Genomic DNA, 23,972 nt, shown 5'->3' with positions numbered 1-23,972 from the left:
GTCAATTTTGTTGACACCGGCCATGTGAACGCTCACATTGGCCTCTCGGGGTATCTTTTCTTGGGCCGCGCTCGCGTCGTACCGCGCTGGACGCGAGGTCTCACCTGGGACCCGTGCGCGTATCGGGGTCATTCTCACCTCGCCCGACCACAACCAACCTCGCGGAGGCTGATGTGCGTTCATACGCAGCACAAATCGTTGTTCTCGCTGGATTGAGCCTGATCGGGTGCGGCTCGTCGGATACAGAGCCCTCCCCGGGAACGGGGAGCACCTCGTCCGGGGCAGGAGCGGGGGGCACGGGCGGCGACGGAACGACCAGCAGCGGGGCGACCAGCAGCGGGGCGACCAGCAGCGGGGCGACCAGCAGCGGGGCGACCGGCAGCGGCGGCGCGGGCGGCGGCGGCGGCGGTGACGGTGGCTCGGGTGGAGGCGCCCCTGCCGTCTGCCCTGAGACCTACTCCAATCCTCTCATCTGGGAAGACCTCCCCGATGTGGAGGTCTTTCGCGTCGACGACACCTACTACTATACGGCGTCCACGTTCCACCATTCGCCTGGAGCGCCCCTCCTCCGCTCCTACGATCTGGTCCATTGGGAATACCTCTCACACTCCGTTCCCCAGCTGGACTTCGACGCGTCGTACGACCTAAGCCGGGGTAGATCCTATGTAAACGGCATCTGGGCGTCCACGCTCCAGTATCGGAAGAGCAACGAGACCTTCTACTGGATGGGCTGCATGCACAACGTGGGCGGCGGCTGGGTCTTTACCGCCAAGTCCCCCGAAGGTCCGTGGGAAAAGCACAAAGGCGGCTGCTACTACGACATGGGGCTGCTGGTCGACGACGACGACACCATGTACGTGGCTTACGGAAACGGCACGATCAGCGTGGCCCAGCTGAGCGCAGATGGCTTCAGCCAAGTCAAGAATCAGGCCGTATTCCGGACGCCGGATAACATCTCCGGACCGCTGGAGGGCTCTCGCTTCTACAAGATCAATGGGGACTACTACATTTTCGTCACGCAATACGCGAATGGCGAGTATGTGCTGCGATCGACGAACGGCCCCTTCGGTCCCTACGAGCTGCGCCCCTTCGCGGTCAAGCTGCCCTACGCTGGCGCTGCGGGCTCCGGTGGAAGCCCGCATCAAGGCGGCATCGTCCAGACGCAAAACGGCGACTGGTACTACCTCGCGTTCAACGACTCGTTCCCAGGCGGCCGCCTGCCGGTCATGGCCCCGATGACCTGGACCAACGGCTGGCCCTCGGTCACCCTGGTGGACGGCAAATGGGGTGGAACGTACCCCTTCCCGGACCTGCCTTGCGGCTCGAATCGAGTGAAGCCGCCTGCGAGCAAGGAGGCCTTCACCGAGGAGACCCTGGGCCACGAGTGGGAGTGGAACCACAACCCCGACAACACAAAGTGGTCCTCCGGGGCCGGGCTCACCCTGCGAACGGCGACGGTGACCAGCGATCTCTATGCGGCTCGAAACACGCTGACGCGCCGCATCGAGGGACCGGTCTCGATCGCGACGATCGAGCTCGACCATAGCAAAATGCAGAACGGCGATGTAGCCGGCCTCGCTGCCCTGCGTGACGCGTCGGCGTGGATCGGGGTCAAGAGAGCGAACGGGGCGACACGCGTCGTGATGACCAATGGTGTCAACATGAACACCTCCTGGACCACGACGAGCACGGGCACCGAGGTCGCCGGCGCCGACGTGTCCGGCGACAAGATCTGGCTGCGCGTGGAGGCCAACGTCCGCACGGATGCCGGCGGCGCGCAAGCGCGCTTCTCCTACAGCACGGATGGCAGCCGATTCACCAGCCTGGGCAACACGCTCAACATGAACAAGGACTGGCAGTATTTCCTTGGTTATCGTTTTGGCATCTTCAACTACGCCACGCAGTCTCTGGGCGGATCGGTGAACGTCGCCTCCTTCGAGGTGACCAAGCCGTAACAGGTGAGCCAGGCGGCTTCGCCCTGACCAGGAGATGGCGAGACGAAGCAGGGCTGTGTCCATCGAGCGGAGCACGCTCGCCCGGCCTTGCATCTCGCGGACATCGGCGTTCTCCCGGATACGGAGGCTCGAAGAGATGTCCACTTCATCACGTCACGGCGCTGCGCGCCTTCTCGGAGACTCCAGATGCCCCTCTCGACTGCGATGAATTTGGCTCAAACACATCGTTCTCGGCGCGGATCGCGCGAGCGGAGCGATGCGGAGCGCCGCAGGGCGCGCCGTTCGACGTGGGCCGCGCGGGTGGCGGCCGTCGCGCTGGCGGCGCTGTTCAGCGGGTGTGCCGATGAGCCGGGAGAGGCGTCGACCGGCTCCGGGACCGGCGGGGACGCTGCCTCGGGCGTGACCAGCGGGGACGCGACGAGCGGCGCCGTCACCAGCGGGAGCGGTGGAGGCGGGGTCACCAGCGGGAACGGTGGAGGCGGGGTCACAACGGGCGGAGCGACGGGCTCGGGCGGCGGCGACGGCGGTGGCGACGCCAGCACCGGTGCCCAGGGCGGCGGCGGCGCGGGAGGAGCGGGCGGCGCGGGCGGCGCGGGCGGGTTCACGCCATGCCCGACGAACGGGGAGCCTTGCAAGATCCTGCCGCTCGGCGACTCCATCACGGACGGGGTCGGGGTGCAGGGCGGCGGCGGCTATCGGATCGAGCTGTTCCGCAAGGCGCGCGCCGCGGGACAGAAGATCACGTTCGTCGGCTCTCTGCTCAACGGGCCGACGACGGTCGACGGCGCCGCGTTTCCGCGGGCTCATGAGGGGCACAGCGGCTGGAAGATCAACCAGATCGCAGGGCTCGTGCCGACGCCCGCGCTCGCGGATCGCCCGCACATCGTGCTGCTCATGGCGGGGACCAACGATGTGACCCAGAACGATAATCTTTCCTCGGCGCCGCAGCGCCTGGGAGCGCTCCTGGACAAGATCTTCGCGTCGGCGCCCGACGCGCTCGTGGTCGCGGCGCAGCTCATTCCGGTCACCTTCGCCGATCCCGCGGTGGTCACCTACAATCAGGCGCTGGTGGGGATCGTCGAAGCCAGGGCGTCCGCGGGGCAGCACGTGCTGCTCGTGGATATGCACACCGGGTTTCCGGCGTCGGAGCTCCCGGACAGGATCCACCCGAACGGGCCCGGCTACGCGCGCATGGCGGACGTCTGGTACGCGGCGATCGGCGACCTGCTGCCGTGAGGCGACGTCGTGGGCTCGCCTTCCTTGGGAAGGCCTGCCCGAGCGGACGGAACGCCATCCCGCCGTGCGCCGCTCACGGGCGCACGGCGAGGTACACCGTGCTCCAGAGCTGCACAGCGTTCGACTCGTCGTGGTGCGTCCTCTCGGCGCCGAACGGCACCAGCCGGTAACGCCCTCCCTCGACTGCCCAGCTCCAGAGCTCCCGCGTCCTCGCCTCGCGCGAGGCCTGGATCACCTCCCAGAGCGCACGTCGCGCGCGCTCGAGCGCGTCGCGCGCGCGGGCCGGCAGGTCGCCGCGACCGAGCTGCCGGTCGAGGCCCGCGGCGAGCATCGCCTGCTGCCACGACCAGGCGACCGTGCCGTGGTAGTGGCTCGACGTGAACAGCCCCCAGAGCGCCGGATCCGGCGCGAACGCGGGGTTCGCGACAAGGATGCCCACCGGCGTCCGCAGGCCGGCCGGGAAAGGGCGGAGCAGGCGGCCCGCGATCTCCTCGAGGGCGCCGGGCGGCGGCTCCGTGAACAGGAGGACGAAGCTGTCGTCGGAGTGCATGATGGGAAGGGGCCGGCCCTCCCCGTCGAGCGCGACGGCCGGAAACGAGAGCGTCCCCGAGAGCGACGCGAGCGCCGGCGCGGCGTCCAGGCCCAGCGACGCCGCATAGGCCGCGACGCGCCGCTTCGCCTCGCGCTCCGGCAGCTCCACCCGGAAGTACACGCCCGCGTCCTTCCACGCGCGCGCGAATCGCTCCGCCCGGCCGGCGCCCTCCCCGTCCGCGCCGAGCAGCGGGCTCGCGAGGAGCCGCGCCGAGGCGCGGAGCGCGGCCGGCACGAGCGCGGCGTTCACGTTGTACGGGATCCGGCCGTAGGCGAGGCCCTCCTCGCTGTCGCGCCACTCGCCGACCGACGCTCCCGCCTTGAGCGCGATCAACGCCCTCGGATCCCCCGTCTCGGCGAACGGGGCGGCGAGGCGGAGCACGAGCGACACGTTCCGCGCGAGCGCCTGCGCATACGTGTCGCCGCCCGGCGTCCGGCGCGACAGGAACGCCGCCGCGCGCTCCCGGCCCGGCGCGCTGCCGAGGAGGTACTCGGCGGCCAGCGGCGCGAGGAGGAAGTCGTCGTCGATCATCTTGTAGTCGTAGACCGGCTCGCGCAGCGCCCCGGCGCGGCCCGCCGCGAGGTGCAGGAGCGCCGCGTACTCGCCGATCGCCTCCTCGTGCGCGACCTCCCCGGCCGCGCTCAGCCGATCCAGGACCGAGCCGATGCCCGCCTCGACCACGGCCGGCTCGAGGACCGGCAGGAGCATCCTCACCGCGAGCAAGGTGTCCCGGCCAAAGTACGTGAGGAAGCGCCAGGACCCGGCCAGCAGCTTCTCCCGGTACGCGAGGAAGGCGAGCGCCTGCCGCTGGCGCGGGTCGTCGGCGGCGCGCTCCGTGACGATCTCGTCGAGGGGCACCGGCGTGAGCGGCGGCTCGTCCGAGAGCGCCGTCACCCGGACCCGGACGCCCCCCGGCCCCGCCGTGAGGGCGATCCGCCCGTCCGGCTCCAGCGTGGCCGTCGTGCCGCCCTCCGGCTCGATGAGGAGCTCGATGTGGTGCTCGCCGTCCCGCGTTGTGCGCCGCACGGCGATCGACGCGCCGCCCGCCGAGGCGCCGGCCTGGACGTCGCTGCGCAGCCAGGCCGGAAGCTCGGCGTCGCGGCCCACCTCGCGCACGGTGCGGATGCTCCCGAGGACCAGCCGATGGACGCGCAGCGCCGGGGCCGTGCTCGCGAGGCGCGCCGAGACGCCGCGCATCCCACCGGGCCGCTCCACGCCCGAGAGAGCCCCCTCCACCGAGAGCTCGACAGGCGCCGGCAGCGCGTCGAACCACACAGCGATTCCCATGTTCCCCGCCGGAAAGGCGACGATGAGCCGCGGCGACACGCCCGAGGTCGCCAGGACATGAGCGGCGATATGGCCACGACGGAAGAAGTGGTTGCGAATCCGGCCCTCGTGCAGCTCGAAGGCCAGGAGCTCAGGATCCGGCGGCGCCGAGGGCGCCTCGCCGTGCGGCGCGCCGGAGACGCAGGAGGCGGCAAGAAGCGTTGACAAGGTGGTTCCCCTCATGAATCGCCCGGTATTCGTGGGCCTCGTGGGCACCGTGAGACCCTAGCTAGCCGGGACGCGCCTGCCAAGGACTAAGGATCTTCCCGTGGCCGCCAGCTTACGTCACCGACGCGATGGCCGCTTATCGTACGTTTTCATTGAAGTATCGCGAGGCTCATCAGGACGTCTGGGAGAGCTCGCCCAGGGCTCATCTCCGCGCGGCGCCGCCGAAAGGGGGCGATCACAAAAGAAAGAGTTCACACCTTTGTTGCCCTGTGATAACCCATCCGAGACCTCGGTTGTTGATAGTGAGTTCGCAGCAGGCGAGCAGCCTGCCAACTACCGTAACGAAGGGGGCTCGATATGGACGAGAGCATCTCCGGCAAGATCTCGGCCGGCAGCAAGGTTTCTGATCGCGCGCAGCTCGGCGACCCGCGAGAGGGCCTGATCTACACGTGGGTTGACGGCAGCCTCGGCGTCGTCGAAGAGGTCGTGCGCGCGGGGTTCGGCCTCCTCGATGACGTGCGCGTCGAGACCCAGGAGCGGCTCGGCGCCACGCTCGATCTCGTGGAGGGCATCAACAGCGGCGTGTTCCGGGTCGCGCGCAAGGCGCTCGTCCGCATGGACGGCATCAGCGCGCGCGCCCTCACGAACAGCCAGCATGGCTGGCACGCGCTGCTCGGCACGCTCCGCCGCACGTCGCAGAGCGCGGCGGGGCTCGCCTCGGAGACGGCCGTCTCCATCGTGGGCGAGCGCAGGGCGGCGCAGCAGCTCATCATGCAGTCGTCGTGAGCTGGGCGCTCACGAACTGCCGCTCGACAAGCCGGCGATAGAGACCGTCCTGGGCGATGAGCGCCGCGTGCGCCCCGCTCTGCACGATCGTCCCCCCATCCATCACGAGCACGCGGTCGGCGCCCATCACCGTCGAGAGCCGGTGAGCGATGATCAACGTCGTTCGCCCCTTCATCAGCGCGTCGAGCGCCCCCTTCACGAGGTGCTCGCTCTCGGCGTCGAGCGCGCTCGTCGCCTCGTCGAGCACGAGCAGCCGAGGGTCCTTGAGCATCGCGCGCGCGATCGCCACGCGCTGCTTCTGCCCGCCGGACAGCTGCACCCCGCGCTCGCCGACGAGCGTGCGATACCCCGCCGGGAACCGCAGAATGAAATCGTGCGCGTTCGCCGCGCGCGCCGCCGCCTCGACCTCCGCGTCCGAGGCGCCCTCCCGTCCATAACGGATGTTGTCGGCCACGCTCGCTGCGAAGAGGAGAGGCTCCTGCGCGACAATGCCGATCTGCCGGCGAAGCCAGGTCGGCGAGAGCTCGCGGAGGTCGCGCCCGTCGAGGAGAATGCTGCCCTCGTCGGGGTCGTAGAGCCGCAGGAGCAGCGAGGCGATCGTGGATTTGCCCGCCCCGGACGGCCCGACCAGGGCAATGACCTCTCCGGGGCGAACCGAGATGTCGATGCCCTTGAGCACCGGTACATCCTTGCGCGTCGGATAGCTGAAACGCACGCGCTGGAGCTCGAGGCGCCCCGCGACGGCGCGGGGCTGGGCGCCGCCGGCGTCCGCCATCGCCGGCTCGCGGTCGAGGAGGTCGAAGATGCGCTCGGCGGCGCCGGTGGCCTTCATGAAGTCGGCCCAGAGGTCGCTGAGGCCGCCGAGCGCGAAGGCGACGACGATCGTGTAGACGAGGAACGAGGTGAGCCCGCCGAGCGTCATGCGCCCGGCGGCGACGAGGTGGCCGCCGTACCAGAGCACGAGGGCGATGGCGCTGTAGCCGGCGAACGTGACAACGCCCATGAAGCTCCCCGAAGCGCGGATGCGCCTCCGGGCGAGGTCGAACGACTCGGCGACCCGGCCGGAGTAACGCTCCGCCTCGTGCTTCTCGGCGGCGAAGGCCCGGACGGTGCGGATGCCCGAGAGCGCCTCCTCGGCGACCTCGCTGGCGCGGGCGAGCGCGTCCTGGACGCTGCGGGAGAGCCGGCGGACACGGCGGCCGTACGCCACCGAGCCGATCGCCACGAGGGGGACCACGGCGAGCATCAGGAGGGTGAGCCGCGGGGATGTGTAGAAGAGGAACGCGACGCCGCCGATCACGGAGGCGGCGAAGCGCAGGGCCATCGACACGTTCACGCTGACGGCGCTCTGGAGGACCGTTGTGTCCGACGCGAGGCGGTTCGTCAGCTCGCCGGTCCTGTGGTCGTCGAAGAACGCCACCTCCTGCCGGAGGAGGTGCTCGAAGAGCTGCGCGCGCAGCCGGGCCACGACGCGCTCGCCGGCGGTCGAGAAGAGGACGTACCGCAGCGCGACGGCGGCGGCCTGGACGACGATGAGGAGCGCGAGCCAGAGCGCCGCGTCGTCGATCGCCTCGACGCCGGTGCCGGGGCCGAGCGCGTCGTCGATGATCTTCCGGATCCCCTGGGGGAGCAGGAGGCTGATGCCGCTGCCGACGCCCAGGAACAGGGTGCCGAGCGCGAGCTTGCCGAGCTCGGGGCGGGCAAGGCGGAGGAGACGTCGGAGGTGCGCTCGGCCGGGGCGGGGGCCGCTGCGTGGGTTCTGCATGGGGGGCGCGAGCGTAGCAGGCGGCGCGGAGGTGGCCGTCCCGCGGGTCAACGCCGCCTGGCCCCGCGCCCCGGCCTCCCCCGGCGGTAGAGCGCGATGGCCAACGCGAGCGCCGCGGCGCCGATGGCGAGGGCGGCGAGGAGCAGCCCCGTCCCGCGAAAACGGCGCAGCGGCCCCGGCGCGGTCTGCCCCGGACCCCCCGCCGGCGGCCCGTCGCCCGCGCCCTGCGATCGCGCGAGCGGGACGAGCGCGCGCCGCGCCGCGGCCGCCTCGGCGAGCGCGCGGCGGACGCCGGCGGCGTCGAGCGAGGCGTCCGCCGGGATCAGGGCGCGCAGCGCGGCCCGCGCCTCGAAGAACGGGGCGCCCTCGCTGCTCCACGCGGTGGGCGAGGTGTCGAGCGTCTCGTCGAGCGCGGCCGGGATCACCTCCTTCACGATCGCGTCCACCGCGCCGGGCGACGCCGACCTGGCCAGCGCGATGTAGCCGGCGTCCTGGATGCCGCGGCGAAGGGTCTTCAGGCGCATCGAGGGGAATACGCCGGCGAAGCCGACGGAGCGGGAGGCGAACCTCCCCCGCTGCGTGCCGGGATAGAGCAGCATGCCGTCGCCGAGGCAGGCGTCGCCGTCCCGGTTGTGGAAGTTCTCGGCGACCGTGAACGGGTCGACAGGGCCCTTCCCGCCGCGGTTGCCGTCGTGCCAGAACGCCGTCTCCCACAGGAACCAGCGGCCGATCTCGTGCGTCGCCGCGATCCAGCCGTCGGCCATGAGCCCGGTGAGCGGCGCGTCGATCATGAAGGAGCCGGCCCGCGGCAGCGCGCCGTTGTAGACCCAGAGGCGCTTGCCGGCCTCGTGCGCGGCCCGCGCCCACGCGGAGTCGAAGCGGTTGGCGGGCGTGAGCACGAGGTCGACGTCCTGCTCCACCGGGTGAACGTTGCCGCACGAGTGCCCCACGAGGATGCGCGACGACAGGCGCGAGCCGCGGACCAGCCGGCGCCACCCGGGCCCGCGGGGGCTCTCGCACTGCTCGTCGACCGCGTACAGCATCACGTCGTCCACCGCCGGCGGGAGGAGCTCCGCGACGGCCTCGACGCGGCGGAGCGCCTCTTCGGTCGGGTCACCGAAGCCGCCGTACGCGCCGAGCGCCACCGCGGCGGGCGGGACGCCCTGGCCCGGCCCCCGGTAGCCGCGCTCCCTCGTGTAGAGCGAGCCGTCGATGGCCGCGCGCAGGCGCTCCACATCCGCGGGGCTCCGGACCGACGCGAAGCCGTCGACGTGGTGCTCGTGGAGCAGCTGCCAGAGCTGCTGCTCGACGGCAGGCCCGTCGCCGACCCGCTCGGCGACGCGGCCGGCCTCGTAGAACGCGATGAAGTCGACAGGGCCGTAGGGCAGCGTCGCCGAGGCGACATCGAGCCTCAGATCGAGCGACGCGAGCTCGCCGTGCGAGGCCGAGCTCACCACCACCTTGCCCTCGTGGAGGCCGGGGACGGCGCCCTCGGGGACGTGGAGGTCGATCCAGACCGCCCGGGTCTCGCGAGCGCCCACCTCGAGCGGATAGGGCGCCCAGGGCGGCGCGAGCTCGACGGGGATGAGCGCGTCGGGGAGGAACCCGAGGTGCCTGTCGTCCGGCGGCCGCGCCGCCGGGCTCCACCCGAGCGACTCCATGGGTCGCTTGTCGGTGCGCGAGCGCTGCTTGATCTCGACGTAGTGCTCGACGAAGCGATCGATCGAGATCGCCTGCGCGGGCGCCGCCCCGGGGGCCTGCGCCTGCTGCTGCGGCGCCGCCGGCGTCTTGGACGGCGCGCCTGCGCCGGCCGGGGGGGCGAGCCCGGAGAGCTCGACCGTGACGCCGCGCACGGGCTCGGCGCCCGCCTCGACGATCACCTGGAAGGCGACGACCTCCGCGCGGAGCGCGCCGAGCCGGATCGGTTCGCCGGGCCGGAAGAGCGCGTTTCCGTCGCCGCGCGAGAGCGGCAGGCCGACGTCGTCCCGGCGGACGCGCGTGCCGTCATCGGCCACCCAGACGTGCGCGCGCGCCGGCGGCCCCTCGCCGGCGGCGGCGGCGCTCGGAGGCAGGGCGATATGCGACAGCGTGGAGAGCAAAGCAACGTGGAGGAACGAAAGGGATCGCGTCATAGCGCTCGGATTTCCTCGGATTTCCAAGGACAAACGACCGCCGTGATCGGCGGCAACGCCATCCCAGGAGCTCGGGGCGGAGGTTGACAGCACGGCCGGGCTCGGGCCATGTCGCGACAGTGGATCTGACGAGAGCCGCGCTCCTCGCCGGCGCCGCCGCCGTGGCCGGCGTCATCAACGCGGTGGCCGGGGGCGGCACGCTTGTTTCGTTCCCCGCGGCGATCGCGGCGGGGCTCTCGCCGCTCTCCGCGAACGCGACGAACGCCGTGGCGCTCACGCCCGCGTCGCTCGCGTCGGCGTGGGCGTACCGCCGCGAGCTCGCCCGGGATTACCGGGTCCTCGGCGTCCTCTTCCTGCCGTCGCTGCTCGGCGGCATCGTGGGCTCGGCGCTCCTGCTCGTGACGCCGCAGCGCGTGTTCGACGCCGCGGTGCCCGGGCTCGTGCTCGTCGCGACGCTGCTCCTGCTCTGGCAGAACCTGCGCCCGGCGACGCCCTCGGCGAAGGACGGCGGCGCGGGCGCGGGCGCGGCGGAAGATTTCGCCCTGCCCTCGCGGCCGTGGCTCGTGTTCCTGCTCCAGTTCCTCGTGAGCGTCTACGGCGGCTACTTCGGCGCGGGCATCGGCATCATGATGCTGGCGCTGCTCTCGTCGTTCGCGGGCAACGTGGACATCCACCGGATGAACGCGCTCAAGACCGTGCTCGCGACCCTGATCAACGGGGTGGCCGCGATCGCGTTCCTGTTCGCGGGCGCGGTCGACCGGGTCGCCACGCCGATCATGATGGCGGCGGCGGTGGTCGGCTCGCTCGCCGGCGCCTCGGTCGCGCGGCGCATCGAGCCGAGGAAGGTGCGGTGGTTCGTGGTCGTGCTCGGGCTCGTGCTCACGGCCAAGCTCGGCTGGGACCGGTTCGGCGCCTGACGCCCGGGCCAACGTTGGCCCGGCATCAGGCGCGCCGTTGCCGCTCCCGGGGCCAACGTTGGCCCGGCATCAGGCGCGCCGTTGCCGCTCCCGGGGCCAACGTTGGCCCGGCATAAGGCGCGCCGCCCAATGGCGCGAGGCTCCCGCCGGTGCCTCCGGCGGGAGCCTCCATCTGCGGGCCATCACCGCAGCGGCCTCGTGGGCTCGGACGATCCTACAGGCCGACGAGCTGAGGCGGGCAGCTGTACGCGTTGCCCATGTGGGTGACGTCGGTCTGCTGGCCGGAGAGGCTGTCCCGATCGCCGGAGATCGTGTTGCCGGCGTTCGTGTTCTCCAGGACCACGTAGTTGCCGCCCAGCTCGTGGGCCTGGTTCTTCATGTCGTTCACCGCCCCCTTCTGCAGGTTCGAGTTGCTGGTGAATTTTCCGGAGAACGAGCCGCCCTGCTCTCCCACCACCGTCCCGAGGAACCGGCACCCCTGCGGGGCCGGCTGCTTTGTGACGATGATCCTCTCCGCGCCCGGGTTGAGCTCCACGGCGGCGCAGGCAGGCAGGGACAGGGACGACAGGAGAACGAGAGCGAACGCGCGGCAGGTCGGGGTCTTCATCTCAAGCACCTTCTGCCGATAGCTACGGGCGCGCGGCAGCGCTTCTTCCTCGCCGCGCGTCGAGAGGTCGTCAGCGGTGCTCGAGCCTCCGCAGCCGGTACGCCCGCCCGTCCCACAGCGAGAACGCGCGCTCGCCGCTCACCAGGACGTCGAACCCGTGGCGGGCCGCGAGCCGCGCGACGTCGGCCGCGTCGCGCGCGGGGTCGCCCCGGTACGAATAGCCGAGGACGACGAGCTCCCCGCCCGGCCGCAGCACCCGGCGCGCCTCCGCGACGTGCCGATCCACGATCGCCGCGCCCGCCGCCACGAGGTACGGGAACGAGTCGACCGCGTACACGAGATCGAAGCCAGCAGACGGCACGTCGCCGAGGTCGACGCCCGACGTGACCGCCAGCACGACGTTCGGCAGCCCCGCGCAGCGCCGCCGCGCGGCCTCGATCATCCGCGGCGCGACGTCGAGCCCCCACGCCTCGCGCACCCGCGGCGCGAGCGCCGCCTCGAAGCGGCCGATCCCGCAGCCGATCTGCAGGATCGCGCGGCCCTCCCCGAGCGCGCCCCACCGCTCGAGGAGCTCGACCACCTCCCGCGTCGCCCGCTCGAGGATCTCGGGATCGCCGAGCGAGTACGCCGCGACGCTCGCCTCCTCCGAGCGCGCGCAGAGCTCGTCGAACAGCCGCGCGGCGCGCGCCGGCGCGTCCGCCCCGGCGACGCCCGCGTCCCGGTGCGCGCCCAGCATCTCCGCCACGGTCGCGCACGCGGCGCGCCGCTCGTCCAGGCAGCGGCGCAGCGCCTCGAGGCGCGCCGCCGGCTCCCCCTCCCCCGCCGCCGGCCGCGCGGCCTCGATCGCCCGCGCCGCGGCCGCGAGATCCCCGGCGGCGCCGAGCAGCCGCGCAAGGCCGACCTCCGACGACACCTCGCCGGACATCACGGCCCTCACCGCGCCCTCGAGGTCGCCCTGCCCGGCCTCCGGGCCGCCCGGCCGCCCGGCCTCGCGCGCGCCCCGGTGCCGCAGCCGCCGGCGGTACGTCCAGCGATCGACGGCGCCCCACTCGTACTTGTACGGCTCGCGCCCGCGGAGGAAGTCCACGGTCCGCGCGCCCTCGCGCGCCGCGTGCTCGATCGCGCTGGCGAGCATCACGAGCCCCGGGCTGTACCACGCGAGCTCCGGATCGAAGCCGGTGATGTACGACGCGAGCCCGCCCCGCTCGGCCAGCCCGTAAAGCGACGCGATGATCCGCCCGTCGAGCCGCAGACCGAACAGCCGCAGCGCGCCCCGCGCGCACAGCCCCCGCGCGACGGCGCGGTGGAACGGCCGGAGCGCCTCGTCCAGCACGCCGCCCTCGCCGCGCGAGATCCAGCGCGCCCGGTGGTTCGCGAACAGCGCGTCGAGCAGCTCGTCCACGCTCGCCGCGTCGGCCACGTCGACGCGCAAGGCCCCGGCCCGCGCGAGCCGCCTCCGAGCGCGGCTGACGCGCGCGCGCATCCCCGGCGAGAACAGGTCGTCCGGCCCGGCGCCCTCCGGGATGGTCACCCTCGGACACGCCTCGAGCTTCTCGACCTCGTCCGACCAGCCGGAGGGCGCCTCGGCCGCGAACAGGGGCGACGATCCGCGCAGGTCGTGGAGATCCGCGACGTCCCAGGCGTCCGCGCGCTCGTCGAGGCAGGCGAGCACCGCCTCCGCGACAGCGCGCTCGTACCCGGGCGCGGCCAGGACGTCGTTGTAGTCGGTGAGCCCGGCGCCGAGCAGCGCGACGACCCGCTCCTCGCCGGTACGGTGGATCGCGAGGGGCGCCATGCCGACGAGCCCCTGCTCCGACCGGAAGACAAGGGCCAGCACCTCTTCGGGCCCGAGCTCGCGGCACCACGGGATCAGCCACTCCGGCCGCTGGAATGCCGTCGCCGCCGGACAGCGCTCCCACAGCGCGCTCCACGGCTCCCGCAGCGCCTCGAGCTCCTCGCGGCGCTCCAGCACCTCAACGTCGAGTCGTTCGCTCACCTGCCCTCCGGGAGGCGGGCTCTCCTCCGTCAGCGCCGCCCGCGCGCGCGACGGTGAAGATCAGGTGACGTTGCAGCCGGATCCCCTCCGGCGCGCGACGGCGCTCGAGCTCGGCCGCGAGCGCCGGCTTCACCCGCGCGGCGTCCGCCGGAACAAGGTTGGACAGGAAGTTGCCAAACGAGCTGGCCAGGTAGAACGCGATCACGTCGTCCGTGTCCGTGAAGTGGTCGGTGAAGGAGCGGATCTGGAGCTTCGGGTCCTCGAAGCCGGCAAGCAGGAGGGTGCTTTTCAGATCGTCGGAGGTCACCTTGTGGGGCGTGCTGCCGAGCGCCTCCGCGGTGCCGGTCACACCGAGAGAGGACAGCACGTCCGCGAGCACCCGCTCGAAGTCGTGCGGGCGCTCCCTGGCGGCCGAGCTGATGCCGAGGCGCCCTCCCCGCTTGAGCACGCGGCGCGCCTCGCGCAGCGGGCCGAGCTTCTCGGGCAGCCAGTGGAGCACGCTGTTCAGAAAGACGACATCGAAGCTCCCGACGGCGAACTGCGAGAGATCCTCGGCCTGGCCGACGCTGGCGCTGAAGTTCGGCCTGCGCTTCCCGTTCGCCAGCGCGACGCGGAGCGGCAGCGGATCGACCCCGGACACCTCACCGGAGGGGCCGACCAGCTCGGCGACATGCGCCCCGAGCCGACCCGTCCCGCACCCGACGTCAAGGACGCTCTCGCCCGTGGATATCTGGAGTTCTTCGATGAGCAGCTTTCCGTGGTTGAACTGCCGATCGCTGACGCGATCGTACGTCTCGGCCAGGATAGCTGAATCGAGCGCAAGGCTGACCATCGCGGCTCCTTGTGAGGAGGTGGAGATCGGGAAATGCGGCTCCGAGAGGGAGATCTCCCCGAGCACCACATGTCTGTTATCGAGGACAATAGTCCGCCATAGCGGACCGAGCAAGCGCTATCTCGGCCGCTGCGCGCGGTGGAGGCCATGCGTCCGAGGCGCGCCGTTTGCCGAAGTCGCGCGCGGCGGTCCGCTACGCCGCGGGCGATCGCGGCGGTGCTGGCCAGGGTTCGCCGTCGGGGGCGGGCATGGTAGGGTGCGCGCCCGCTCTTGCACGAGGGTTCGCTCATGACCTGGATCGACCAGTACCGCGCGTTGGCCCGCTACAACCTGTGGATGAACGACAGGCTCTTTGGGCTTGTCGACAAGCTCGATGACGTCGAGCGCAAGCGCGATCGCGGGGCCTTCTTCCGATCGATTCACGGCACGTTGAACCATCTTCTGCTCGCCGACCGCGTGTGGATGGGGCGCTTCACCGGCGACGTGGGGCGGTTCGCCTCGCGCGACGCGAGCGGCAAGGCCATCGAGATCACCGCGATGTCGCAGGAGCTCTACGCGGACTTCGGCGCTCTCTCCCGCGAGCGCGCCAGGACGGACGCCGACATCCTCGCCTGGGTGCACCAGATCGACGAGCGGGCGCTCTCGGGCGACCTGAGCTACACGCGGAGCGGTACGGTCCACGCCCATCCGCTCTGGTGGGCCGTGGGCCATTTCTTCAATCATCAGACCCATCACCGTGGCCAGGTGACAACCCTGCTCACGCAGATGGGAATCGACCCCGGCGTGACCGATATGATCGCGATGCTGCGGGACGAGCCCCGCGCGCCCTGACAGGAGCCCCCGGGGCAGGCGGGCGAGGCCGCCCCCGGCTCACCGGGCGGCGCGCCGCCGGGGGTCCTGTCGCACCTGGCGCGCCGCCCTGGCCTCGACGAGCGGGTTGCGCGCCTCGGCGGCGCGCAGCCGCTCGAAGCGCGCGCTCAGGGCGCGGTCGGCGCTCTGCCGCAGCGTCCTCGCCAGCACCACGCTCTTGGCGAGCCGGATGAACCGCAGCCGGTGCGCCGACGTCACGTCCTCCACGTCCCTCGTGCCCGCGCCGGGCCCGAACTCGCGGTCGTACGCCGCCCGCAGCCGGTGCTCGCCGCGGAGGCCGAGCGCGTCCGAGAGGCCCTCGAGGGCGGCCCGCTCCGCCGGGCTCGACCACGAGAGGACCCGGGAATAGGGCGTCGCCATGGTCTCGTGATCGGGCTTGTTCACGAAGCGACGCAGGAACACATCGGATGTCGCGACCGGCACATCGCCCGTCGCCTGGTGGAGGAGGGCGTACGCGAACGCCTCGTTCATCCCCACGAACCGGTTCTGGTCGAAATCGGCGCCGTGGACGCGCTTCCCGAGGCGATCGACGCCCGAGAGGGCGGCGAAGAAATAGCTGCTGAAGTCGGTGTAATCCGCCTCGTTGATCTCGGGCGTGCAGCCGGACGCGGGGCGGTCCCGGGTCGCCGCGAAGAACCCCACGACGTCGCGCTCGACGAGCTCGCCGTCGGGCCTGCCGCCCTCGAAGAGGAGGTTCGCGAAGGCGCCGGAGAAGCACTGGGCCATGACGAGGACGACGGGCGTGTCGCCGGGCAGCTCCGCCATGCGGGCGGCGAGGTCGCGCACGGACAGCGCCCCGCCGCCCCAGAGGTCGAACACGTTGTTGTCGAGGTCGCGCCGCGGATCCGGGCTCCCGTGGCCGGCGAAATACAGGAGCAGCGGGTCGGCCGGGCGCGCTCGGACGAACCGGCGCCAGATCGCGTCGAACCCCGGGCGGGTCGTCGCCCCGTCGATGCGCGGGAGCCTGGGCGCGCGGTAGCGCATGCGGTGGCCGTCGAGGAACTGCACGCTCCGCGTGCCCCGGCGCCCGTCGGCGAAGAGGACGCGCCGCTTCACCGTGGGCGGGAGCAGCGACTGGAAGTACCGGACGTGGGCCTCGATGGCCACCTGGTTCATCGTGGGCCGCGGGCCGCCGCCCACGACGAGGGCGCGCCAGGCCGCGGGCTCGGGCGCGGGCGCCGCCGGCAGGACGTGCTCCTGCTGCACGGGCGGGCGCGCGACCGCGCCCGTGGCGGTGGTCGTGGCCGCGACGAGCGCGGCGACCCGGAGGAGCAGGTGGTAGGCGGTCACTTCCTCGGCCCTCGGCGGCGCGCGATGCGCCGCTCGACTCTAGGTAGCAGAGGAGGAGCCTCTTGGCCTCCTGATGCGGGTCGCCGTGCCCGACGCGGCCGAGCAGCCGCTCTAGAAAAGCTGCGCGGCCATGACGAGGAGCATGAGGAGGAGGAACAACAAACCGATCGCTCCGAACGCCGAGAGGGCCGCTTCGGCCCTCTCCGCTGCCAGCAGGAGGCGCTCCGAGGACCGCTCGATGAGAACGACTCGTGCGCGCCATGGCCGGAGCGCCATGCTGACCCACGCGTCCCGGGCCGCAAGGAGGACCCGTTGAAGCTTCATCAGGACGGCATCGACAAGGTAGAGCAGATCTCCAGAGGGGACCTCCGCACAGACGTGTGGTACTCGGCCTTGCAGCCGTCCGGCAACAGCGGCGATCACGACCCCCACGAGCACCGGCCAGGCCGCCGACCAGAGCTCTTCCGGGGCAACGAAGACTTCGAAATCCGCCGTCGCAACGGGCGGCCTCACGAGCAGGACGAGGTCGAGCAGGATCAGCGACGCCCAGGGGACCCACAGCCCCGCCCCGGGAACGAGGCGGTCCGCCGAGCGAGGGATCGTACGACGCAGGAAGTGAACCATCAGAAGCGTGCTGGCGACGGCCGCGAAGGAGAGAAACCAGGGCAGTGACGTGGTTCCCCAGGGTGCCTGTGCCACCACGTCCTTGAGGGAGATCTTCGCGAGGGCCCCGCTGGAGAGCGGCGCCCCCGCGAGGTCGAGGGCCGGCCACAACAGGCCCAGGGCCACGAGGCGCCCCGGCCAGCCGGAGCCCGTCGCCCTGGCGACTCCGGTGCCGAGGAAGAGCGCTCCCTTCGCCAGTGCGTGGTGCATCGCGTAGAAGACGATCGCCGTGCCCACCGCGGCAGCGGCGCCTGGATTCGAGAGGCCGATGCCGAGCGCGGCCGTCACGAAGCCCATTTGACTCACGCTGGAGTAGGCCAAGATCGTCTTCGATTCGCGCTGTGTCAGCCCGATCGCGACGCCGAAGAAAGCCGCCGCGACCCCGGCGACGACGCACACGGATCCGTGGACGGGCAGCGCCACGACGCCGAGGGGCAGGAACCGCAGCCAGCCGAGGACGCCGGCCTTGATCATCGCCCCGCTCAGGACCGCGCTCGCCGGAACCGGCGCCGCCGGATGCGCGAGCGGCAGCCACATGTGCAGGAAAAGCGCTCCAGCCTTGACCCCGAACCCGACGAGGAGCAGGGCGGCCACGAGCTCCCGGCGCGCCGAGGCGGCGACCACGCGAGGGACGTCCTGCAGGCCAACGTTGATGTCGGCGCCGACGATGAGGAGAAACGCCGCCAGGAGCGACATCTCGCCGATGAGGGCCATCACGACGTAGACCCGACCGGCGCGGCGCGCCGCGTCGGTTCCATCGTGCACGATGAGCCCGTACGCGGCGAAGGTCATGAGCGCGTAGAAGAGATAGAAGCTCGCCACGTCCTGGGCGAGCACGAGCCCGAGGTTCCCGCTCAACGTCGCGAGGAAGAAGACCCAGAAGCGCGAGCGACGCGGATCGTCCGCCATGTAGGCTCGCGCAAAGAGGCTGGACACGAGCCACAGGCACGCCGTGAAGAGCAGAAAGCCCCGCGTCACCGTGCCTTGAGACCCGAAGCGCATCCCGAGGAGCACCGTGCTCCAGTCGATGGTCGCGCGACCGTGCAGACCCACGGCGAGGATCAGCGCCGGCAAGGCGGCCCAGGGGGCGAGCGCCGCCGCGAGGGGCCGGGCGGGGCGAACCGGCACCCCCGCCGCGAGGAGCAGGGGGAACGCGAACGCCGCGATCGTCGCCCCGGCAGCGAGGTCGACGAGGGTCACGGCAGGAATTCCCGGGCGGCTATCAACTTCGCCCATGCCAGGGGGCTCAGCGGCGTGCCGGCGAAGACCCCGACCGCGAGGCAGAGCGCCGCCGTGACCAGCGGGGGCAACAGCAGGAACAGCCCCGTCTCCGCGCGGCCCGAGGCCGCCGGCCAGGTCGCCGTCGGCTCCCCGAACCACGCATCGTAGAGGATCGGCAGGAAGTAGGCGGCGTTCAGCAGGCTGCTGACGATCAGGACGCCGAGGACCCACGGCTGGTTCGCCTCGAGCGCGCCCACCCCGAGGTACCACTTCGTCACGAACCCGGCGAGCGGCGGCACGCCGATCATCCCGAGCGCCGCCAGGGTGAACGCGCCCATCGTCAAGGGCATTCGCCGGCCCACGCCGCGCAGCTCGCTCACCCTGTGGAGCCCGAGCTCCTCGGCCAGGTTCCCGGCGCAGAAGAACAGCGTGATCTTCATCAGCCCCTGGTGGACGAGATGAACGATGCCACCGATGGTGGACAGCGTGCCGACCGCCGCCACGCCGAGCGTGATGTAGGAGACCTGACTGACGGTCGAATAGGCCAGCCGCGACTTGAGGTCATCCTGCGTGAGGGCCTTGAGAGAGCCGTAGAGGATCGTCGTCGCGGCGAGGACCGCGAGAGGTCCGGTGACGCCGAGCTCATGAGCGAGGCGGACCCCGTACACGTCGTACACAACGCGCGTGATCCCGAACGCTCCGGCCTTGACGACGGCGACCGCATGGAGAAGGGCGCTCACCGGGGCAGGAGCGACCATGGCCACGGGCAGCCAGGCATGCAGCGGGAAGAGGGCGGCCTTCACGCCCAGGCCTCCTATCAGGAGCACGAACACGACGATGAGCGCGGACCTGTGTTGCTCCGCGACGGGCTGGGGGAGCGCTCCCCCCTCGGTGAACTCCAGGGATCCCACGAGCGCGTACAGGGACGCCACGCCCGCGAGGAGCAACGCCCCGCCGAGGAACGTGTAGCGAAGGTAGAGATCGCCTGCACGGAGCGCCTCCCTGGTCCCGCGGTGGACGACGAGCGGGTACGTGGAGAGGGTGAGCATCTCGTAGAAGACGAGGAACGTAAGGAGGTTCCCGGCGAGCGCGACGCCCATCGTCGAGGAGACGCTCAGCGAAAAAAAACCGAAGAAGCGGCTGCGGTGCGGCGACCCCTCGAGGTAGCCCACCGCGTACACGGTCGTGACGAGCCACAGGACCGCCGAGAGCGTGACGAAGAGCATGCTGAAAGGGCTGGCACGAAGGAGCAGGTCCGCGTCGGGGAGGAACGGCAGGCGCGTCTCGTAGCGTCGGCCCTGCCCGACACCCCAGACCAGGATGCCCGTGAGCGCGAGCTTCACGAACGCCGAGGCCAGGTTCAGGGCCGTCCGGGTGGTACGCTGCTCCTCGGCCAGCAGGAAGATGAGGATCCCGGGCACGAGAGAGCTCAGGACGACCAGGAGGGGAATGGAGTCGTGAAGGCTCATGACGGCAGGCCCACGCGCAGGAGCTCGAGCGGGACCCTCGGCGCGACGCCGAGCAGGAGCGCCAGCAGGGCAAGCGCAAGAGCCGCGACCTCGGCCCCGCGCGGGAGCGGGTGGAGGCGCGCCTCGCGCGGCAGCGGCAGGAACGCGCTGCGCAGGACCCGGAACATGTAGCCAGCGGCGAGCAGCCCGCCAGCCAGGATCACGGCGGCCGACCCCCACTGACCGCGATCGATGGCGGCACGCAGGAGCAGCCACTTCCCGACGAACCCACCGCTGGGCGGCATTCCCATCAGGCTGATGCCCGCGAGCGCCAGGGAGACGAAGGTGACCGGGAGGCGGTGGGCCAGGCCTTGCAGTCCATCGAGCTCGTCGTGGCCGAGCGTGCGATGGATCGCGCCGGCTGCCAGGAACATCGAAGCCTTGGCGGCGGCGTGCGAGATCGCGAGGTACACGGCGCTCGGCCAGGCGCTCGGGACGCCGAGCGGAAAGACCAGGAAGAGATAGCCGATCTGCGCCACGCTCGAATAGGCGGTGAGCGCCTTCAGTCGTCGCTGCCTCAACGAGAGGAGCGACCCCCAGAGGACGCCCGCGGCGCCGAGCATCCCGAGGACCTGCCCGGCCCGGGGCGCAGCCTCCGCTGGAAGGACCTCAAGCCAGATCCTCAAGAGGACGTAGAACGAGCCCTTTCCGACGAGCGCGGCGAGGAACGCGCTGACGGTCGACCCCGCGCTCACGTAGGCTGGCGGGAGCCACGCGTGAAGCGGGAAGAGCGCGGTCTTGAGGCAGAGCCCGGCCATCATCAGCGCGAGCGCGGTCCACGTCGTCGGGTCCGGGGCGAGCCGCGCTCCGAGGGCGGTCAGGTCGAGCGTGGCGTACATCCCGTAGAGGATCGCGACGCCGAGCAGGTAAACGAGCGAGCCCGGGAGCGCGAACAGGAGGTAGCGTAACCCCGCCTTGAGGGCCTCGCGGTCGCCGCCGAGGGTGATGAGCCCGACCGCCGTCAGCGTCGTCAGCTCGAGCGTGACGTACAGGTTGAAGATGTCGGCCGACACGACGAGGGCGTTGAGGGCCGCCCACGCGGAGAGCCAGAGCGAAAAGACCCCACCTCCCGGGCGAGGGCTGGCTCGCTGATCCCTGATGGCCTGCGCGCAGGTCAGAGCGCCGACGACGCCGACGGCAAGCAGCATCACCGCCGCCAGGCCGTCGGCACGCAGGTCGATGCCGAGCGATGCGCCCCAGCCGCCTGCAGCGTGGCGAAGCGTTCCGCTCGTGCCGACGGCCCCTGCGACCGCGCAGACGGGGCCCAGGGTCCCCGGGATCGCGGCGCCGGCTATCCATCGTTCGCCGCGCGGACCCGAGAGCAAGCACAGCACAGCGCCGATCAGGGGGACGAGGATCGCCCAGGCGAGCGCGGCGCTCATGGCTCATCCGCTTCTCTCTCGATGGATCCGGATGGCCGTGTGTCATCCGCCGCGCCGCCGAGGCGCCTCGCCAGGGCCAGAGCCAAGGCCGTCGCGCTCACGGACACCACGATCCCGGTCAGGACGAGCGTGTGGGGCACGGGATCGGGGATGCCGCCGGAAGCCCGCCGCGCCAGCGCCACGAGGAACAGGAACACGCCGCTCCCGACGAGGTTGGCGGCGATGACCTTCCTGACGAGGTCTTCGGAGGAGAAGAGCCCGTACAGCGCCACGGCCAGCACGACGACGCCTGAGAGGGCATAGAGGGTCCACTGGCTCACGCCCTGTCCTCCTCGCGGGCCCGCACCCCCGCTCGATCCGGGTGCCTCGTCGGCGGGAAGAACATCGCCAGGACCATGGCGATCGAGATCGTCAGGGCCGATTCGATGCAAAGAATCAGCGCCCCGGCCCATTCGGGCGGGTACTCCAGCACATGCTTACCGGCGAAGAGCGGCGCCCCGGCGGCCGCGAGGAAGACCGCCGGGCCGACGAGCAAGGCGGCTCGCACGACGGTCGAAGACATGCGGAGTGGTGGACCCGTCCCCGCGAGCAGCAGGAGAATCGCGCCCCCGCCGAGGATCGCCCCCGCCTGAAACGCCCCGCCAGGCGCGTGCGCGCCGCTCCAGAGCAGGTAGCCGGCAACCAGGACGATGCCCGGGATGAGCATGCGGATCAGCACGGGGAGCAAGGGCCCTGCCCGGGTAGCGTCGCCGAGCGCGTCCTCCGGCCGAACCTGCGACTGCACCCCGATCGCCGCTGTGAGCAGGACGATGATCTCCAGGAGAGTGTCATAACCACGGAAGCCGAGGAGGACCGCGGTGACGGGATAGGACACCCCGGTCGGCGCGAGATTGGCGAGCACTTCGTCGCGCAGGCCACGGCTCGGGTCTGGCAAGGAGAACACGACCGCGCCGAGGAGGAGGGCGAGCCCGGCGAGCAGCAGCGAGAGCGAGGCTCGCTGGTACCGGGAAGGCGGCGGTGGAGCCCGCCGCGCCGGGTCGAGCCACCCGAGCGCGCTCATGAGCAGGGCGCCCGTGAAGCCAGTGCCGACCGCCGCTTCGACGAGGGCGACGTCCGGGGCGCCGAGGCGAGCCCAGCCCACCGCGGAGAGGAGGCCGAAGGCGATGAAGAGCACAACGGCCTTCGGCGGGTCATCGGTCACGAGGACTCGCCACGCGAGGAGGGGGAGGGCGCAGGCGAGAGCTCCGTCCATCGCCCAGTCGACCCCGCTCATGGTCGCCTCCAGGGTCGGAGTCCGCCACGCAACGCGGCCCGCGCGACCAGCTGACAGGAGATGCCGCTGGAGAGCAGCACGAGAGCCCAGATGAACCCGAGCTTGAGCGCCACCGAGAGCTCGCCGGCCTCCAGCGCGAGGCCCGCCGCGACGAAGCCCAGGCCGAGGTTGTCCGCTTTCGTCAGCGCGTGCAGCCGCGTGTAGACATCCGGAAACCGCAGGAGCCCCACCGTTCCCGCGAAGAAGAAGAACGCGCCCACCACGAAGAGCACACCGGAAGCGACGTCCACGCTCCTCATCAGCCGCCCCCTGTCCACCGCCCGAAGGCGTGATTGACGAACGCCACGACCGTGATCGGCGCGAGGAGGGCGAAGACCAGGGCCACGTTGCGCAGCGCCGGCATCCCCTGATCCGCCGCGGCGAGCAGGAGCACGGCCACGCCGGTCGTGCCGAAGAGCTGCGCGACAAGGATGCGATCGGCGAGCGTGGGGCCCCGCGCGATCCTCACGACGCCGGCGAGGACGTTCAGCAAGAGAAAGACGGCGACGCCGGTCCTCACGTCATGCACGGGAACACTCCAGGCGCTCGCCCAGCGCGCGGGCAATATGCTCCTCCAGCGCTCGCAGCTGCCGGACAAGCTCATCACCGCCGTCGACCAGGACATGAATATCGAGATGATCGACCTCGATATCCACGCTCAACGTCCCGGGCATCACGTTCATCGCTCCGATGAAGAGGTGCCGGCCTGGACCCGCGGGCAGGCGAGGCGCAAACCGGATGATCACCGGCGAGATGGGGAGCCGCGGCGCGAGCGCGCGGTGGGCGACATCGAGGCCGCCACGAAGCGAGCCGGCGAGGAAGAACCGCATGAACCGCAGCAGGCCGAGCGGGCTCCACCGAGGCGCGCGGGGCGACGGCAAACACACGCTCGTGAAGAGGGCGAGAAGAACCATTGGCACGCCAAAGGCAAGCCCGGCGCGATCCCCCTCGGTCAGCGCCCACCATCCGCCGATGAGAACCAACGTTCGGACGGAGACGGATCGCCAGCCCCCTTGTGCGAGCCGCTCCCGGACTTCATGAATCATTTTCGTCCTCGCGGGCCCCTCCTCCTCCACGCTGTCGTCGCCGAACGGTACGTCTTCGCGGAAGCTAGGGGTGGAGCCCGTGACGTCAACGGGCCTGGCGGTTCCACGAAAGGTTCGACGGAAGAGGAGGAGGAGGTTGGACGGCGGACACGGGACGACGCCCTCCTCCAGAGAGAGCGACGCGGTATCCAGAGCGTGACGCGGTATCCCCGAGCGGCGCGGCGCCGCCCTCCGGCCGGTCGAGCCATCACCCTGCCCGCTCGTCCGCCGTCAAACGCGCTCACGGCCGAGCTCGTCATCGCCTGTCCGGATCATCGCCTGACCCTCTGGCACGCAGATTGCCATTCCTCGCGAGAATCAACGTACGA

General features: G+C 71.4%; 20 protein-coding genes. 5 read left to right on the top strand and 15 right to left on the bottom strand.

The window, feature by feature from the left end:
- The first annotated feature begins 173 nt into the window (after positions 1-173).
- Both WMF17_RS10255 and WMF17_RS10250 read left to right on the top strand, forming a co-directional pair.
- Positions 174-1,955, top strand: coding sequence for a glycoside hydrolase family 43 protein (locus WMF17_RS10255; protein ID WP_437601797.1), 1,782 nt, complete (start codon positions 174-176; stop codon positions 1,953-1,955).
- Positions 1,956-2,255: 300 nt separating this feature from the next.
- Positions 2,256-3,191, top strand: a complete 936-nt coding sequence (locus WMF17_RS10250) for an SGNH/GDSL hydrolase family protein (RefSeq protein WP_437649132.1) — start codon at positions 2,256-2,258, stop codon at positions 3,189-3,191.
- A 73-nt stretch (positions 3,192-3,264) separates the two neighbouring features.
- Here the strand turns inward: WMF17_RS10250 and WMF17_RS10245 are convergent, their stop codons facing one another.
- Entirely contained in the window at positions 3,265-5,277 is a 2,013-nt protein-coding gene (locus tag WMF17_RS10245) for a hypothetical protein (RefSeq protein WP_437649130.1), read from the bottom strand.
- A gap of 357 nt (positions 5,278-5,634) precedes the next feature.
- Here WMF17_RS10245 and WMF17_RS10240 point away from each other — a divergent pair, with 357 nt between their 5' ends.
- Positions 5,635-6,063, top strand: a complete 429-nt coding sequence (locus WMF17_RS10240) for a hypothetical protein (RefSeq protein ID WP_437601792.1) — start codon at positions 5,635-5,637, stop codon at positions 6,061-6,063.
- Here WMF17_RS10240 and WMF17_RS10235 read toward each other — a convergent pair.
- Entirely contained in the window at positions 6,047-7,828 is a 1,782-nt protein-coding gene (locus tag WMF17_RS10235; RefSeq protein WP_437649128.1) for an ABC transporter ATP-binding protein, read from the bottom strand. The genes WMF17_RS10240 and WMF17_RS10235 overlap by 17 nt on opposite strands.
- 47 nt (positions 7,829-7,875) lie before the next feature.
- The gene (locus WMF17_RS10230; protein WP_437649126.1) at positions 7,876-9,960 is read right to left on the bottom strand and encodes a hypothetical protein; all 2,085 of its coding nucleotides are present in this window, start codon (positions 9,958-9,960) and stop codon (positions 7,876-7,878) included.
- Positions 9,961-10,079: 119 nt separating this feature from the next.
- Between WMF17_RS10230 and WMF17_RS10225 the strand changes: the two genes are divergently transcribed.
- Complete coding sequence (locus WMF17_RS10225) at positions 10,080-10,877, top strand: sulfite exporter TauE/SafE family protein (RefSeq protein WP_437649124.1); 798 nt, start codon at positions 10,080-10,082, stop codon at positions 10,875-10,877.
- Between the two features lie 214 nt (positions 10,878-11,091).
- Here the strand turns inward: WMF17_RS10225 and WMF17_RS10220 are convergent, their stop codons facing one another.
- From WMF17_RS10220 to WMF17_RS10210, 3 genes are all read right to left on the bottom strand, one after another.
- On the bottom strand, positions 11,092-11,484 hold the full coding sequence (locus WMF17_RS10220) for a DUF4156 domain-containing protein (protein WP_437579425.1): 393 nt from the start codon (positions 11,482-11,484) through the stop codon (positions 11,092-11,094).
- A gap of 70 nt (positions 11,485-11,554) precedes the next feature.
- Entirely contained in the window at positions 11,555-13,480 is a 1,926-nt protein-coding gene (locus tag WMF17_RS10215; protein ID WP_437649122.1) for a GNAT family N-acetyltransferase, read from the bottom strand.
- On the bottom strand, positions 13,458-14,312 hold the full coding sequence (locus tag WMF17_RS10210) for a class I SAM-dependent methyltransferase (protein ID WP_437649121.1): 855 nt from the start codon (positions 14,310-14,312) through the stop codon (positions 13,458-13,460). Before WMF17_RS10210 ends, WMF17_RS10215 begins: the two co-directional genes overlap by 23 nt.
- Before the next feature lie 288 nt (positions 14,313-14,600).
- Between WMF17_RS10210 and WMF17_RS10205 the strand changes: the two genes are divergently transcribed.
- Entirely contained in the window at positions 14,601-15,143 is a 543-nt protein-coding gene (locus tag WMF17_RS10205) for a DinB family protein (RefSeq protein ID WP_437649119.1), read from the top strand.
- Positions 15,144-15,182: 39 nt separating this feature from the next.
- Here WMF17_RS10205 and WMF17_RS10200 read toward each other — a convergent pair whose 3' ends face one another.
- The 9 genes from WMF17_RS10200 to WMF17_RS10160 all read right to left on the bottom strand — a co-directional run bounded on the left by WMF17_RS10200 (position 15,183) and on the right by WMF17_RS10160 (position 23,634).
- Complete coding sequence (locus tag WMF17_RS10200) at positions 15,183-16,472, bottom strand: hypothetical protein (protein ID WP_437601785.1); 1,290 nt, start codon at positions 16,470-16,472, stop codon at positions 15,183-15,185.
- A gap of 111 nt (positions 16,473-16,583) precedes the next feature.
- Complete coding sequence (locus WMF17_RS10195) at positions 16,584-18,335, bottom strand: complex I subunit 5 family protein (RefSeq protein WP_437649117.1); 1,752 nt, start codon at positions 18,333-18,335, stop codon at positions 16,584-16,586.
- Entirely contained in the window at positions 18,332-19,825 is a 1,494-nt protein-coding gene (locus tag WMF17_RS10190; protein WP_437649115.1) for a complex I subunit 5 family protein, read from the bottom strand. The genes WMF17_RS10195 and WMF17_RS10190 overlap by 4 nt, the downstream gene beginning before the upstream one ends.
- Complete coding sequence (locus tag WMF17_RS10185) at positions 19,822-21,246, bottom strand: complex I subunit 5 family protein (protein WP_437649113.1); 1,425 nt, start codon at positions 21,244-21,246, stop codon at positions 19,822-19,824. The genes WMF17_RS10190 and WMF17_RS10185 overlap by 4 nt, the downstream gene beginning before the upstream one ends.
- The gene (locus WMF17_RS10180) at positions 21,243-21,566 is read right to left on the bottom strand and encodes a cation:proton antiporter subunit C (protein WP_437649111.1); all 324 of its coding nucleotides are present in this window, start codon (positions 21,564-21,566) and stop codon (positions 21,243-21,245) included. Before WMF17_RS10180 ends, WMF17_RS10185 begins: the two co-directional genes overlap by 4 nt.
- Positions 21,563-22,519 carry a hydrogenase subunit MbhD domain-containing protein gene (locus WMF17_RS10175; RefSeq protein ID WP_437649109.1) on the bottom strand — a complete coding sequence of 319 codons (957 nt, stop codon included), beginning with the start codon at positions 22,517-22,519 and terminating at the stop codon, positions 21,563-21,565. Before WMF17_RS10175 ends, WMF17_RS10180 begins: the two co-directional genes overlap by 4 nt.
- Positions 22,516-22,818 (bottom strand): monovalent cation/H(+) antiporter subunit G, encoded by a 303-nt coding sequence (gene mnhG, locus WMF17_RS10170; RefSeq protein WP_437601778.1) that lies wholly within the window; start codon positions 22,816-22,818, stop codon positions 22,516-22,518. The genes WMF17_RS10175 and mnhG overlap by 4 nt, the downstream gene beginning before the upstream one ends.
- Positions 22,818-23,087, bottom strand: a complete 270-nt coding sequence (locus WMF17_RS10165) for a monovalent cation/H+ antiporter complex subunit F (protein WP_437649107.1) — start codon at positions 23,085-23,087, stop codon at positions 22,818-22,820. The genes mnhG and WMF17_RS10165 overlap by 1 nt, the downstream gene beginning before the upstream one ends.
- Positions 23,080-23,634 carry a Na+/H+ antiporter subunit E gene (locus WMF17_RS10160; protein WP_437649105.1) on the bottom strand — a complete coding sequence of 185 codons (555 nt, stop codon included), beginning with the start codon at positions 23,632-23,634 and terminating at the stop codon, positions 23,080-23,082. Before WMF17_RS10160 ends, WMF17_RS10165 begins: the two co-directional genes overlap by 8 nt.
- Positions 23,635-23,972: the final 338 nt, after the last annotated feature.

The sequence above is a fragment of the Sorangium sp. So ce362 genome, assembly GCF_051519845.1.
GTDB lineage: Bacteria > Myxococcota_A > Polyangia > Polyangiales > Polyangiaceae > Sorangium.
Note: the sequence above shows the minus strand (reverse complement) of the source record. Positions and strands in the feature narration are given on the sequence as shown.